The sequence below is a fragment of the Pseudomonas carassii genome (assembly GCF_036324045.1).
In the GTDB taxonomy this organism is placed as follows: Bacteria; Pseudomonadota; Gammaproteobacteria; order Pseudomonadales; family Pseudomonadaceae; genus Aquipseudomonas; species Aquipseudomonas peradeniyensis.
Window position 1 is genome coordinate 19,829 of record NZ_JAZDCT010000041.1, and the last position, 13,716, is coordinate 33,544.

The 13,716-nt window shown below is 63.9% G+C and carries 12 protein-coding genes; 10 read left to right on the plus strand and 2 right to left on the minus strand.

What is annotated here, in order from left to right:
* Nucleotides 1-153 precede the first annotated feature (153 nt).
* The 6 genes from dsbA to V0R62_RS23350 all read left to right on the plus strand — a co-directional run bounded on the left by dsbA (nt 154) and on the right by V0R62_RS23350 (nt 6,945).
* The gene (gene dsbA / locus V0R62_RS23325; protein ID WP_023629400.1) at nt 154-789 is read left to right on the plus strand and encodes a thiol:disulfide interchange protein DsbA; all 636 of its coding nucleotides are present in this window, start codon (nt 154-156) and stop codon (nt 787-789) included.
* 12 nt (nt 790-801) lie between these two features.
* On the plus strand, nt 802-1,653 hold the full coding sequence (locus tag V0R62_RS23330; protein ID WP_028688670.1) for an endonuclease/exonuclease/phosphatase family protein: 852 nt from the start codon (nt 802-804) through the stop codon (nt 1,651-1,653).
* A 96-nt stretch (nt 1,654-1,749) separates the two neighbouring features.
* Nucleotides 1,750-3,741: a GGDEF domain-containing protein gene (locus V0R62_RS23335; RefSeq protein ID WP_330105404.1), complete on the plus strand. Its 1,992-nt coding sequence runs from the start codon at nt 1,750-1,752 to the stop codon at nt 3,739-3,741.
* A gap of 97 nt (nt 3,742-3,838) precedes the next feature.
* On the plus strand, nt 3,839-4,234 hold the full coding sequence (locus V0R62_RS23340) for a hypothetical protein (RefSeq protein WP_330105405.1): 396 nt from the start codon (nt 3,839-3,841) through the stop codon (nt 4,232-4,234).
* A gap of 84 nt (nt 4,235-4,318) precedes the next feature.
* Nucleotides 4,319-5,095, plus strand: coding sequence for an N-acetylmuramoyl-L-alanine amidase (locus tag V0R62_RS23345; RefSeq protein WP_330105406.1), 777 nt, complete (start codon nt 4,319-4,321; stop codon nt 5,093-5,095).
* Nucleotides 5,096-5,325: 230 nt separating this feature from the next.
* Nucleotides 5,326-6,945, plus strand: coding sequence for an EAL domain-containing protein (locus V0R62_RS23350; RefSeq protein WP_330105407.1), 1,620 nt, complete (start codon nt 5,326-5,328; stop codon nt 6,943-6,945).
* 75 nt (nt 6,946-7,020) lie between these two features.
* Here V0R62_RS23350 and V0R62_RS23355 read toward each other — a convergent pair whose 3' ends face one another.
* The gene (locus V0R62_RS23355) at nt 7,021-8,799 is read right to left on the minus strand and encodes a KinB sensor domain-containing domain (RefSeq protein WP_330105408.1); all 1,779 of its coding nucleotides are present in this window, start codon (nt 8,797-8,799) and stop codon (nt 7,021-7,023) included.
* Nucleotides 8,796-10,142, minus strand: a complete 1,347-nt coding sequence (algB, locus tag V0R62_RS23360) for a sigma-54-dependent response regulator transcription factor AlgB (RefSeq protein WP_330105409.1) — start codon at nt 10,140-10,142, stop codon at nt 8,796-8,798. The genes V0R62_RS23355 and algB overlap by 4 nt, the downstream gene beginning before the upstream one ends.
* A gap of 390 nt (nt 10,143-10,532) precedes the next feature.
* Between algB and V0R62_RS23365 the strand changes: the two genes are divergently transcribed.
* From V0R62_RS23365 to gltP, 4 genes are all read left to right on the plus strand, one after another.
* Nucleotides 10,533-10,817 (plus strand): hypothetical protein, encoded by a 285-nt coding sequence (locus V0R62_RS23365; protein WP_330105410.1) that lies wholly within the window; start codon nt 10,533-10,535, stop codon nt 10,815-10,817.
* A gap of 39 nt (nt 10,818-10,856) precedes the next feature.
* Nucleotides 10,857-11,018: a DUF1328 domain-containing protein gene (locus V0R62_RS23370; RefSeq protein ID WP_008092060.1), complete on the plus strand. Its 162-nt coding sequence runs from the start codon at nt 10,857-10,859 to the stop codon at nt 11,016-11,018.
* 5 nt (nt 11,019-11,023) lie between these two features.
* Nucleotides 11,024-11,494, plus strand: a complete 471-nt coding sequence (locus V0R62_RS23375) for an inhibitor of vertebrate lysozyme family protein (protein WP_330105411.1) — start codon at nt 11,024-11,026, stop codon at nt 11,492-11,494.
* A gap of 723 nt (nt 11,495-12,217) precedes the next feature.
* A complete protein-coding gene (gene gltP, locus V0R62_RS23380; RefSeq protein ID WP_050703212.1) occupies nt 12,218-13,552 on the plus strand; it encodes a glutamate/aspartate:proton symporter GltP in 1,335 nt (444 codons plus the stop codon).
* The last annotated feature ends 164 nt before the right edge of the window (nt 13,553-13,716 follow it).

Sequence of the window (13,716 nt, forward strand, 5' to 3'; positions counted from 1 at the left end):
CACTCGGTTAATGCATCAGCGCTAAAGATGAAAAGGGCAGCCCAGGCTGCCCTTTTTTCTGTCCATAGCCGTTACACTACAGAACTCGAGCCCTTCCCGGCCTGTCCTACACGGGTCGCGTCGAGGCGACCAAAGACTGCTCAGGAGTAAAGCATGCGTAAACTGATTCTCAGCGCCGCGCTGGTCGCCGCCAGCGTATTCGGTATGGCCGCCGTGCAGGCCGCGGAGCCTGCCACCGCCGGCAAGGAATATATCGAGCTGAGCAACCCCGTTCAGGTATCGGTGCCTGGCAAGATCGAAGTCGTCGAGCTGTTCTGGTACGGCTGCCCGCACTGCTACCACTTCGAACCGGTCATCAACCCCTGGGCTGAAAAACTGCCGAAGGACGTCAACTTCAAACGCATCCCGGCCATGTTCGGCGGCCCATGGGATGCCCATGGCCAGATGTTCCTGACCCTCGAAGCCATGGGCGTGGAGCACAAGGTTCACGCCGCGGTATTCGACGCCATCCAGAATCAGCGCAAGCGCCTGACTGACCCGAACGACATGGCCGACTTCCTGGCCACCCAGGGCGTGGACAAGGACAAGTTCCTGGCCACCTTCAACTCCTTCGCCATCAAGGGCCAGGTCAACCAGGCCAAGGAACTGGCCAAGAAGTACGAAATCACCGGCGTTCCGAGCATGGTCGTCAACGGCAAGTATCGCTTCGACCTGGGCACTGCCGGTGGTCCGGAAGGCGTGCTGAACGTCGCCGACCAACTGATCGCCAAGGAGCGCGCCGCTAAGTAAGCGGCGACCGCCATGCGCTTGCGTGCCACGCGAGGCATTGGCCTGCCCCAGCCGCAGGTCAACGAGCATCACCTGCGGGCCACCGGCCTGCCGGAAGATGGTCGCCTGCGGCTGCTCAGCTTCAACATCCAGGTCGGCATCAGTACCGAGCGTTATCGGCACTATGTCACCCGCAGCTGGCAGCACCTGCTGCCGCACAACGGGCGCGCCGGCAACCTGCAGAAGATCGGCGACCTGCTCGGCGACTTCGACCTGGTGGCCCTGCAGGAGGCCGACGGCGGCAGCCTGCGCTCCGGCTTCGTCAACCAGGTGGAGCACCTGGCACAACTGGGCGCCTTCCCTTACTGGTACCAGCAGCTCAACCGCAACCTCGGGCGTTTCGCCCAGCACAGCAACGGCGTGCTCAGCCGCCTCAAGCCCCAGCATCTGGAAGACCACCCCCTGCCCGGCCCGTCCGGCCGCGGGGCGATTCTGGTGCGCTTTGGCGAAGGCGAGGATGCGCTGATCGTGGTGATGATGCACCTGGCCCTTGGCGCCAAGACCCGCGCCCGCCAGTTGGCCTACATCCGCGAGCTGATCGGTGGCTATCGCCACCAGATCCTCATGGGTGACATGAACACCCATGCCAACGACCTGATCGACCACTCGCCACTGCGCGATCTTGGCCTGATCGCGCCTCAGGTCGAGGCCACCTTCCCCAGCTGGCGCCCCCAGCGTTGCCTTGACCATATCCTGCTCAGCCCGAGCCTGACGCTCGAGCGTGTCGAGGTGCTGGCGCAGCCTATTTCCGACCACCTTCCGGTTGCCGTCGAGATCCGATTGCCTGATGCCCTGACTGTGGATACGCTGCCGGTCCTGAGTTAGTTCTGCCTGGGCGAATCCGGCACTCAAGTGTTGGGCTTTTCCGCCGAAATCCAGTGATTGCAGGACTAGATGCCATTACCCGTTGCGGATCCAGGCATGACCGAAGAAGCCGAGCGCTGGAAAGAAAAATACCTCAAGAGCATCGAGCAGCAGGAAAAGCTCGAGCGGCGCTGGGAAGCCCGCCTCGACCTGCTGCGTCGTGGCCTGGTGCGCAGCACCCTGGCGGCTGAAGGTAGCGACAAGATCGTTGACCAGTGCATGAAGGAAATGCGCGAGGTCATCCGCAGCGACAACATGGACGCCGGCCTCGCCGGGTTGATTCCACGCCTGGAAAAAGCCGTGCTCGACTCCGAGCAGCGTCGTGAGACCCGCATGAACCAGGTCAGCGAGGCGCTGACTGCACTGGTTACCCAACTGCAGACTCTGCCGTTGCCGGGCGAGGTGTCGCGGCCGCTGAAAAAGCTGGCGAAGAAGCTTGACGGTGGGGTCAGCCAGTCCCGCGAGCTGCCGCCCTTGCTGGGCGAGCTCAGCGGCTTGCAGGGGCGCGCCCTGAGCGCGGTGCAAAAGCCCGAGGATGAGGCCCGCCCTGGATTCCTGCAGCGCCTGTTCGGTGGCCGTGACGAGGCCGCGGGCGAGCTGGTGCCTGCGCCTGTGGCAGTCGCAGTACCTGTACCTGTGGCGCAGGAGGCTCCCGTCATCGCGCCTGAGGCGCAGCCCAGGGATGCCGACGAACTGCATGCCCTGGCACCTGTGCCGCCTGTCACGCCTGAGCCTGCGCAGGAGTACGCCGCGTCTTCCGCATTGCCCGAACCCGAGCCCGAAATTGAACTGCCCGGTCCTGCGTTGGTTGAAACCACGCCAGTGCTCGTTGTCGAACCGAAAGCCGAACCTCAAGCTGAGGCGGAGCCCGTTGACGTAGCGATTGCTGAGCCAGTGGCGCTTGTCGAGGACTTGCAACCCGTACCGGATGAGCTGGAACCTGCGGCAGATGAGGTTATCGGTGAAGATGGCCCTTATGCCCTCCCCGACGCGGTCGAGCCACCGTACAGCCAGGTCGCCGCGCATATCGAGCAGACCCTGATCGGCCTGCTCGATGACCTCAGCCTGCCAGAGCGCCACAAGGCCCAGGCCCTGGAGATGCGCGAGCGGGTTTCACGAGGGCTGAACTGGTACGAGTTGATTCCGGTCCTGGATGACCTGGCCGTGCTAATGCTGGCGATCACCGACAGTGGCCAGCATGAGTTCGAAGCCTACCTGCAACAGCTCAACGAGCGCTTGGAGACCTTTCAGAGCCATCTGCACGAAGCCAGCGCCGGCCACGCCGACAACAGTTCCGCCGCCCGCGAGCTGGACAGCCAGCTGCGCGAGCAGGTCGATGGCCTGCAAAGCAGCGTGCAGGGCGCCGCCGATGTCGACAGCCTCAAGCACATCCTGGAGAACCGTCTCGAGGGCCTGCTGGTGACCATGGACGATCACCAGCACGAGCGCGACCGTCGCGAGCACGAGCTGGCCAGCCGCCTGCAAGGCCTGGCCGAGCGCGTGGCGAGCATGGAGCAGGAGGCCCTCGGTTACCGCGAGCACCTGGAGGAGCAGCGCCAGAAAGCCATGATCGATCCGCTTACCGGCCTGCCCAACCGTGCGGCCTGGAGCGAGCAGGTCGAGCGCGAGGTGCTCGACTGGCAGGAAAACGGCGGCCACCTGGCCATGGCCATCCTCGACCTCGACCATTTCAAGCGCATCAACGACGGTTATGGCCATCTGGCCGGCGACAAGGTGCTGAAGATCGTGGCCGACCAGCTGCGCAAGCGCCTACGCGGGCGCGACTTCATCGCCCGTTTCGGTGGCGAGGAATTCGTCCTGCTGCTGCCGCAAACCTCGCCGCCCGCGGCGGCGCAGGTGGCCGAGACACTGCGGTCGGCCATCGAGGCCTGCCCGTTCCACTTCAAGGGCGAGCGGGTGGTCATCACCACTTCCATTGGCATCAGCGCCTTCCGCTCCGGTGAGCGCGGCGACCAGGTGCTCAAGCGCGCGGACGAGGCGTTGTACCGGGCCAAGGACAATGGCCGTAACCGCGTCGAACAGGCATAAATAAGTACTGCTTCTCTGACTCCCGGACCGTTGAGACTACGGGTGAGCGCTGACTGTTCAGCGCCTCGCCAACAGACCGACGACAGGAGTTCGAAGAATGAAAGTGACCCGATTGATCATGCCGCTGCTGCTGGGGCTGGTTTTCCAGACAAGTGCAATGGCCAAGGATCAGTTCTTTACCGCGCATGTGGGTGCCGATGGCACGGTGCTGCGTCAGTGGCCACAGTGGATCAGTGAAGTCGAGCGCCAGGCGCAGGCCAATTACTTCACCCAGTACAAGCTCATGTTCAATCCACGTATCGTCCAACAAGACCCAGGCTACTGCTCGGTGTCGCCAATCGATGCCAGCAGCCATGATCGGCAGATGCATGGTCAGGCCAAGGTGATTGGTAATCCGCAGGTCTCGCATGCCACGGTCATGACGCAACTGGTGGACATGAAAGGCGCCAGTGGCGACAACTCACTGGAGTTTCTGGTCATGTGCATTCGCTGAGCGGATGCAACGCGCTCTGACGCCAAGCGGTCAGCACGTTATACTATAGCGCTGTTGCCGCTTACCTGATGACGTATTCCCGCAATGAAAAGACTCTTCACTGCCCTGCTCCTGCTGGCCCTGGCAGGTTGTTCCAGTGGCCTGCGCATCGACCGCAGCCATCCCTCGGCCAACCAGGACAGCCGTATCCAGTTCGTCGTGCTGCATTACACCAACGCCTCGCTGGAGCGTTCCCTCGCCCTGCTGACCCATGGCGAAGTCAGCAGTCACTACCTGATCGGTGACGGCCCGGCCACGGTCTATCAGCTGGTGGACGAGAACCGCCGCGCCTGGCACGCCGGGGACAGCCAGTGGCAGGGGCGCACCTGGCTCAATTCCAGCTCCATCGGCATCGAGATCGTCAACGAGGGGTATACCGATACGCCGACCGGGCGGGTCTGGCACCCGTACAGCGAAGCGCAGGTGCAGGCGCTGATCGCGCTGCTCAAGGACATCGTCAAGCGCAACAACATCGACCCGCGCCACATCATCGGCCACAGCGACATCGCGCCGTTGCGCAAGCTCGACCCCGGCCCGCTGTTCCCCTGGAAGCGCCTGGCCGACGCCGGCCTGGGCATCTGGCCGGATGCCGCCTCGGTGGCACGCCAGCGGGCCTATTTCGAGGTCAATCCGCCGAGCGTCACCTGGTACCAGCAGCAGCTGGCGCGCTTTGGCTACGCCATCGACCAGACCGGCGAGCTGGATGTGGCCACCCGCCATGTGATCGCCGCCTTCCAGATGCGCTTCCGCCCGCAGCGCTTCGATGGTGTGCCTGATGCCCAGACCGCGGCGATGTTGCAGGTGCTCAACCGCAAGCAGTGAGGTTGCGTAGCTTGGTCCTGTAGGAGCGGCCTTGTGTCGCGAAAGGGCCGCAGCGCGGCCCCAGGATCTCGAGTCTGACTGCAGATTGCCGGGGCTGCTGCGCAGCCCTTTCGCGACACAAGGCCGCTCCTACAGGGAGTGCGAGCCGATCCTGACAATTCACACGCCCAGCGGCCACGCCAAGCTCCGATTCAGTTGCTATACCTTTGGTATTCAACTGGATGCCACGCATGTTTGACCTCCTCGCTTCGGTGCGTCAATTTTTCCACCGACCCTGGCTGTTGGCCGCGCTCGCGGCGCTGGCCAGTGCCGTGCTGTTGCTGGCGATCAGCGTCAACGTGGCCTTGCAGCAGATGAAGCAGAGCGAAAGCGCGCAGATGAACGCCCAGGGCGAGCGTTTCCTGGAGCGCCTGGAGCAGGTCTTCGGTCAGTTGCGCGAGGGCGTGGACCAGCTTCAGGCGCAACCCCTACGCGGCTGCGACCCGCAGATGCTGGCGCAACTGCAGCAGGTGGCGCTGAAGTCGCGGTTCATCTACGAGGCGTCCTATGTGGAAGGCACGCTGGCCTGTTCGAACCGTGGCGGCGAGCGGACTATCGAACCCTTGCGCAGCCCTGATATCCAGGGCCCGACCTACAGCTACTGGCTCAACACCACTACCGAGCCCAACGAGAACCTCGCGGCGCTGATGCTGGGTCGGGGCCGCTTCGTGGTGTCGACCTCCCGTGGCCACCTCACGGACGTGGTCGACCTGCCCCCGGGCGGCAGCCTGCTGGTGGTGCTGGACCGGGGCACGCGGGCCATCCCGGTGCTGGGGCCGGCGCAAGCTTGGCCACCGATCGCCGATTGGCCGCCGCCGCAGGGCAAGTCGCTGATCGAACTGCCCGACCGCCTGGTCTATCGCATGTCCACCAAGTCGCCGGACTACCAGCTGGTGCTGATCGCTCCCCGTGCCAGCCTGCCCCTGAAGCTCAACGGCCTGCTCTGGTTGCTGTTCCCCGGCAGCCTGGTGCTGGCGGCGTGCATCGGCTGGCTGGTGCTGCAACTGATCCTGCAGCGCCGCTCGATGAGCTCGGAGCTGCAGCAAGCCTTGCGCCGGGGCGAACTGCAGGTGCTGTACCAGCCGATCTTCGAGCTGGACAGCCGCCGTTGTGTCGGGGCCGAGGCGCTGGTGCGCTGGCGCCGCCCGGACGGCAGCCTGACCAGCCCGGACCTGTTCATTCCCCTGGCGGAGAACACCGGGCAGATTCGCCAGATCACCGACTTCGTCCTGCAGCGGGTGCTCGAGCAGCTGGGGCAATTGCTGCGGGCCAATCGCCAGCTGTACATCTCGGTGAACCTGGCGGCCTGCGATGTCATGGCGCCGCGTATCGGCCGGGTGGCGGCGCGGCTGCTGGCCCATCATCGGGTGGCGCCCAGGCAGATCGCCTTCGAGGTGACCGAACGCGGGCTGATCGACGTGGTGGTGGCGCGGGACAACCTGCAGGCCTTGCGCGCCGTGGGTCACCAGGTGTTGATCGATGACTTCGGCACCGGCTACTGCAGCCTGGCCTATTTGCAGACGTTGCCGGTGGACTGCCTGAAGATCGACAAGTCGTTCATAGACGCCCTCGGCCATGACGCCGCCAGCAGCGGCGTGGCGCCGCACATCATCCGCATGGCCCATGACCTGCACCTGCGGGTGATCGCCGAGGGCATCGAGTCAGAGGACCAGGCGGAGCTGCTCAACAGCGAGGGGGTCAACTATGGGCAGGGCTGGTTGTTCGCCCATCCGTTGAACGCGCGCCAGTTTGCCGAGCTGATTACCCGGGGGCGGCGGGTGGCTGGGCGGCGGATCGATGATGAGCCTTGAGGCTGGGTTGCCTGGGCCGGCCTCATTGCGGGGCAAGTCGCATCGGCGCACTGCCGCTTCCACCAAGAAACGATGTCAGACCGGTAAAGCCATGTAGAACTGCGTACCTTGCCCGGGTCGCGAGAACACCCCCATCCGCCCGCCATGCAGCTGGACGATCTCTTTGCACAGCGCCAGGCCCAGGCCGGCCCCGCCCTTCTTGCGCCCGACCTGCACGAACGGCTCGAAGATCCGCCCTTGCTGGCCATAGGCGATGCCTTCGCCGTTGTCCTCGACGCTGATGATCACCCGTTCGGCGTGGCGCCGTGCGTGCAGGCGGATGCGTCCGCCGCTGCCGGTGTGGCGGATGGCGTTGTGCAGCAGATTGTCGAGCACCCGATCGAGTTGCGCGACGTCGGCCTGGATGCGTGGCAACGGCGGTTCCAGCTCGCGTATCAGCTCGATCTGCTTGCCTGAGGCCTGTTCGGCAAAGCGTGCCTGGGCCCGCTCGAACAGTTCGTCGAGGGCACAGGGGGCCAGTTCCAGCTTCTGCAGGCCGCTTTGATAGCGGGAGAAGTTGAGCAGGTCATTGATCAGCTGGGTGAGGCGCTGCATCTCCTCGGCGATGGTCTCGAGCAGGTCGTTCTCGCGCGCTTCTGGCGGGAAGCTGACCCGCTCGCGCAGCAGGCCGAACGCCATGTGCATGCCGGTGACCGGCGTGCGCAACTCGTGGGAGGCGCGCAGCACGAATTCGCTGCGCACCCGCTCGAAAGCGCGCTGCTCGGTGACGTCGTGCAGCACCATCACCGCGCCGAGGATCGGCCCCTCGGGGTGGCTGACCGGGGTCAGGCTGTAGGTCAGCAGGCGGGTTTCCTCATCCACCTCCAGGCTCAGGTCGTCTGGCGGCCTGTCCAGGCTGCCGCCGCGCAGCACCTGGCGCAGCTGCTTTTCCAGCTCAGGGCGCTGCAGGGCCTCGGCCAGGCTTGCGCCGAGCCGGCTCGGGTCCCAGCCGAGCTGGCGCTGGGCCACCGGGTTGAGGTGTTCCAGGCGGCCCTGGCGATCGATGATCAGCAGGCCGTCATCGATGCTGTCGAGCACCGCCTGCAAGCGTTGCTGGCCGGCCTGTAGCTCGTCGATGTTGGTGGCCTGGTGCTTGCGCAGGGCATCGGCCATCAGGCCGAAGCGGCGGGTCAGCTGGTTGAGCTCGGTGGCCTGGGTCACCGGCAGGGTGACGTCGAAATTGCCCTGGCCGACCTGGTCGGCGGCCTTGGCCAGCGCCTCGATCGGCTGGCCGAAGCGGCGGGCGATGTTGTGCGCGGTAATGAAACCGAGTACCAGCACGGTGAGGCCCATCAGCCCCAGCAGGCCGCTGATCAGCAGGGCGCGGTCGCGTGACTTCTCCTCGCTGCGGGCGATGTGATCCAAGGCTTGGCGGTGGGAGTCCAGCAGGTCGGCGCGGACCTGGTTGAAGGCGGCGCCGAGGGGTTGATCCACGCCCATGCTGCGGGCGGGCGCCGGGCTCTGCCGGTAGGCCTGGACGAACGCCTGGTAGTTGCTGGCAGCCTTGCTGAAACCGGTGCGCTCGCCACCTTGTTCCAACCCTTGTTTGAGCAGCGCCTGGAACTGTTCCTGCAAGGTCACCAGGCTGGCCGGGGCGGTGTCCTCGTCGAGGATCAGGTTCAGTTGCTCACCCAGGTTCTGCCGCAGCTTCAGGCCCAGCTCCAGGGTGTGGGTGGTGTCCTGCACCACGCGCTGCTGCAGGGCTGCCATCTGCAGCACACTGAACAGCCCCAGCATCAGGCCCAGCAGCGCTACCGTGACCAACGCCGAAATGCTGAGAAATAGCCGCGTGCGCAGCTTCATCGGCCATTTCATAGGTTGTACTGCTTGCGCTTGCGGTACAGGGTGGAGGCGTCAATGCCCAGGGTCTTGGCCGCCTGGTCGAGGGTGTCGCTGGCGGCCAGCACCGCGCCGATATGGGCGCGTTCCAGTTCATCCAGGCTCAGCGCCGCGCCGACCCTGGGCGCGTTGCTGGCGGGTTGCTCGGCCATGCCCAGGTGGGTGATCTCCACCCGCTCCTGCGGGCAGATGATGCTCGCCCGTTCGATCACGTTGCGCAGTTCGCGGATATTGCCCGGCCAGCGGTAGTTGAGCAGCGCGGCTCGGGCTTCGTCGCTGAAGCCGCGGGCCGGGCGCGAGTACTCCTTGACGAAGCGGGCCAGGAAGCGGTCGGCCAGGGTCAGGATGTCCTCGCTGCGCTCGCGCAGCGGCGGCAGGTGCAGGGTGATGACGTTCAAGCGGTACAGCAGGTCTTCACGGAAGCGGTTCTCGCGGACCATTTCGTCGAGGTTGAGGTTGGTGGCCGCGAGGATCCGCACGTCCGCCCGGCGGGTGACTGGGTCGCCGACCCGCTCGTACTCCTTGTCCTGGATGAAACGCAGCAGTTTTGGCTGCAAAGTCAGCGGAAAATCGCCGATCTCGTCGAGAAACAGCGTGCCGCCATCGGCCTGGCTGACCCGCCCCAGGGTGCTTTCGCTGGCGCCGGTGAAGGCACCGCGGGTATGGCCGAACAGCTCGCTCTCCATCAGCTCGGCATTCAGCGAGGGGCAGTTGATGGTCACGCAGGCCTTGCGCGCCCGCTTGCTCCAGCCATGGATGGCACGGGCCAGCTCGCCCTTGCCGGTACCCGACTCGCCGAGGATGAGGATGTTGGCGTCGGTGGTCGCCACCTGGCGCGCGGTTTCCAGCACCGCCATCATCGCCGGGCTATGGGAGTCAAGGCCGTCCTTGGGTTTGCGCACCTCGCCTTCGAGGGCCTCCAGGCGCGCCGACAGTTGCCGCACCTCCAGCTGCTTGGCGGTGGCCAGGCGCAGCTGGTCGGGGCTGCAGGGCTTGACCAGGTAGTCGGCGGCGCCGGCCTGGATAGCATCCACCGCGGTGTCGATGGCCGAATGGGCGGTGACGATCACCACCCGCATCCACGGTGCCTGGATACGCATCTGCGCCAGCACGTCCAGGCCATTGTCCTCGCCCAGGCGCAGGTCGAGGAAACACAGGTCGAACACCTGGCGCTGCAACAGGGCCTCGGCCTGGGCGGCGCTGTTGGCGGTGGCCACGCTGTAGCCCTCGTCCTCGAGGCAATAGCGGAATGTGCGCAGGATGGCGGACTCGTCGTCCACCAGCAGAATGCGGCCTTGGTTGTCCTGGGCTGATTCCATTTCCTGCGCTCCTTTGGGATTGATCTCAATTAGTGTCGGAAAAATCGGGCAAGTTGCATGGTCGATTCTGATTGATTCCGCTCCATGCATGCTAGCTGCATGCCCTAATGATGGCTAAGTGTCTGATAAATATGAAGTTGATCGCTGGCAATTGGCTGCTATTCCGATCCCAGGGGCTGGATTCGAGGCATCGCTATCGCCTGGCCGAGGGCTGGGTCGTGCAAAACGCACGACCCGATTGCGGGGCATCGTGCAGGATACGTCCCCCGGCAAGATGGGGGTATTTCATATCTATCTGATTTAAAAGGATTTATTCAGTTTGAGAAGGCTGGCATGCAGGCTGCAATGACCTTTGCAGAATGGATAACAAGCACAGCAGGAGGAGCCGGCATGAATCGCCCCCAAGACAATCGTACGCAGAGCGTTGTAGTCCCCCTGCACCAGCTGTTGTTCCTCGGCATGGCCCTGCTGCTCACCCTGGCGGCAGGCCTCTTCTACCACAGCTGGCAGACCGCCCGGCTGGCCGAGCAGGTGGCGGTGCAGACCGCGCTGTTGACGCAAATGCGGGCAACCCATGCCACCACCCTGGTCAAGGCCGCCGAGCCGCTGCCCAGTGCCGACAATGCGCCTGCTGTGCTCGAGCGCGTCCAGCCCGAGGAGCGTTGGGTGTTCTGACGCCATCGACCGATTTCGCACAAGAAAAGGAGAAACATCATGCTTAGTTGGGCAATCACCTTCCTGATCATCGCCATCATCGCCGCGGTTCTGGGCTTTGGCGGCATCGCTGGCGCCGCGACCGGTATCGCGAAGATCCTGTTCATTGTCTTCCTGGTGCTGTTCGTCGCCTCCTTCTTCTTCGGCCGCGGCAGAGGTTGATGACCATGAGCAGGATGCTCCCCAAGGCCTTTGTCGTCGCGCTGCTGCTGGGCAGCGGCGCGACGGCGCTGGCGGCCAATGACGGCCAGGTTCGGGCCAACCAGTTGCTCGGCTCGGATCCCGAGTACCGGGAAACCTGGCAAAAGACCATCAAGCACGAAGAGCGCCTGCCCGAGTGGGTGATCAACCTGAGCGGCAGTTCGGCGCAGCAGATGTCGGCAGTGACCGAGGACGGTGACCAGTACCTGGTCGGACCGTTGTGCGAGTCCGAAGGCAACTGCACCTACAAGCGCCTGATCGTGGCCTTCAGTTGGGACAAGGAGGACGCCTACGGCATGCTCGTGGAAGTGCCCGAAGGCCTGCCCGCCGACAAGTCGCCCACCCGCCATGCCGACTACCGTTGGCTGGGCAAGCCGGACGATGGCATGAAGGCCTTGCTGCAGGAGCAGCTCAAGCGTGACCCGAACTGGTACTGACCAGCGATCGCGCACTAGATAGAAGCTGAACCTTTTTATCTTTCAGGCTTCTATGATGCGCCGCCCCGAGGAGGGGCGGCGCATGACCAGGGGGCCGGGCCGCTCTGACTGTTGCAGGGTCGCAGTGGCCTAGGGGTACAGGGAGTGCCTCCGTCATGGGCCGGGTCAGGAGAGGGTGGCATCGGAAGTTGCAGGTCGGTTGGGTCCGAACAGGACGATGTGACCGATCTGGCTTCCGAAGCGCCTGTAAGACTCATTCCTTTAATACGAGCGACTTTTTACTTCAGACACATTTTGTCGCTACCGTATATCGAAATTTTTTTAGCTGTCCGACAGGTCAGCTCGCGTGGCATTTCAGCCATTCGGATTGTCGAACACGCCACTTCACACCTTTCTGTCCAACCGTCAAATCGGCCTAAAAATGGCACTTTGGTCTTGTTCGGAAATCCGAACGTTGAAAATCAAGGGCTTGGCGATGCCCGATTTTGGCTTCTGGTCTCATGCCGATTCGGCATAGGGTAGTCGTTTCCGGCATTAGACTGCCCCTCCCCACGTCGCAATAGTTGCCGCCTTTTTCCTCGGCCCGAGCGCCAGCAATGTTCGCTCGCGGTGTCCTTACAGTGGGACGCCGGACTGACCAGGTGCAACCGGAATGGCTTTAAGCCGCTCTGGAATACGCCTTTTCGGCCGGTGCCCGTGACCACTACAACAAAGGGTAATGACATGAAGAAGGCAAAACTGAGCCTCGCCTGGCAGATCGTGATTGGTCTGTTGCTGGGCGTTGCAGTCGGCGCGCTGCTGAATCATTTCAGTGCAGAAAAGGCATGGTGGATCAGCAACGTCCTCCAGCCGGCCGGCGACATCTTCATTCGCCTGATCAAGATGATCGTCGTCCCGATCGTGATTTCGTCGCTGATCGTGGGCATCGCCGGGGTTGGCGACGCGAAGAAACTGGGCAGCATCGGCCTGAAGACCATCATCTACTTCGAGGTGGTGACCACCATCGCCATCGTCGTCGGCCTGGTCCTGGCCAACGTGTTCCACCCGGGCGCCGGCATCGACATGAGCACCCTGGGCACCGTCGACATCTCCAAGTACCAGGCCACCGCGGCCGAGGTGCAGCATGAGCACGCGTTCATCGAGACCCTGCTCAACCTGATCCCGTCGAACATCTTCGCGGCGCTGATGCGTGGCGAGATGCTGCCGATCATCTTCTTCTCGGTGATGTTCGGCATGGGCCTGTCGAGCCTCAACGCCGACCTGCGCGAGCCGCTGGTACGTACCTTCCAGGGCGTGTCGGAGACCATGTTCAAGGTCACCCACATGATCATGAACTACGCCCCGATCGGCGTGTTCGCCCTGATCGCCGCCACCGTCGCCAACTTCGGCTTCGCTTCCCTGCTGCCGCTGGCCAAGCTGGTGCTGCTGGTGTACTTCGCCATCGCCTTCTTCGCCTTCATGGTGCTGGGCCTGGTGGCGCGCGTGTTCGGCTTCTCGATCATCAAGATCATGCGCATCATGAAGGACGAGCTGATCCTCGCCTACTCCACCTCCAGCTCCGAGACCGTGCTGCCGCGCGTGATCGAGAAGATGGAGAAGTACGGCGCGCCGAAGTCGATCTGCTCGTTCGTGGTACCGACCGGCTACTCGTTCAACCTCGACGGTTCGACCCTGTACCAGAGCATCGCGGCGATCTTCATCGCCCAGCTGTACGGCATCGACCTGTCCTGGAGCCAGCAACTGCTGCTGGTACTGACCCTGATGGTCACCTCCAAGGGTATCGCCGGCGTGCCGGGCGTGTCCTTCGTGGTACTGCTGGCCACCCTGGGCAGCGTGGGCATTCCGCTGGAAGGCCTGGCCTTCATCGCCGGTGTCGACCGCATCATGGACATGGCCCGTACCGCGCTGAACGTGGTGGGCAACGCCCTGGCCGCAGTGGTCATCGCCAAGTGGCAGGGCATGTACGACGCCGAGAAAGGCGCGGCGTACTACCAGTCGCTGGTGCTGGAAAAAGGCAAGAAAGAGGCTGTGGTGGCGGGCAAGACCGTCAACCAGTAAGCCACTGAGCTGAGCGAAGAGCCCCGACTTGTCGGGGCTTTTTGCATTCTTGCATTCGCATAGGGACCTGTAGGAGCGGCCCCAGCTATTTCTGCCTTGGCGCTGAGATCCTGGGGCCGCTACGCGCCCCATCGCGACACAAGGCCGCTCCTACAGGTGCGCGG

Coding starts and splice junctions, on each gene's coding strand:
- V0R62_RS23345 (WP_330105406.1), top strand. CDS start 4,319: ATGAAAAGACTCTTCACTGCCCTGCTCCTGCTGGCCCTGGCAGGTTGT.
- V0R62_RS23350 (WP_330105407.1), top strand. CDS start 5,326: ATGTTTGACCTCCTCGCTTCGGTGCGTCAATTTTTCCACCGACCCTGG.
- V0R62_RS23355 (WP_330105408.1), bottom strand. CDS start 8,799: ATGAAATGGCCGATGAAGCTGCGCACGCGGCTATTTCTCAGCATTTCG.
- V0R62_RS23375 (WP_330105411.1), top strand. CDS start 11,024: ATGAGCAGGATGCTCCCCAAGGCCTTTGTCGTCGCGCTGCTGCTGGGC.
- V0R62_RS23330 (WP_028688670.1), top strand. CDS start 802: ATGCGCTTGCGTGCCACGCGAGGCATTGGCCTGCCCCAGCCGCAGGTC.
- gltP (WP_050703212.1), top strand. CDS start 12,218: ATGAAGAAGGCAAAACTGAGCCTCGCCTGGCAGATCGTGATTGGTCTG.
- V0R62_RS23335 (WP_330105404.1), top strand. CDS start 1,750: ATGACCGAAGAAGCCGAGCGCTGGAAAGAAAAATACCTCAAGAGCATC.
- V0R62_RS23370 (WP_008092060.1), top strand. CDS start 10,857: ATGCTTAGTTGGGCAATCACCTTCCTGATCATCGCCATCATCGCCGCG.
- V0R62_RS23365 (WP_330105410.1), top strand. CDS start 10,533: ATGAATCGCCCCCAAGACAATCGTACGCAGAGCGTTGTAGTCCCCCTG.
- V0R62_RS23340 (WP_330105405.1), top strand. CDS start 3,839: ATGAAAGTGACCCGATTGATCATGCCGCTGCTGCTGGGGCTGGTTTTC.
- algB (WP_330105409.1), bottom strand. CDS start 10,142: ATGGAATCAGCCCAGGACAACCAAGGCCGCATTCTGCTGGTGGACGAC.
- dsbA (WP_023629400.1), top strand. CDS start 154: ATGCGTAAACTGATTCTCAGCGCCGCGCTGGTCGCCGCCAGCGTATTC.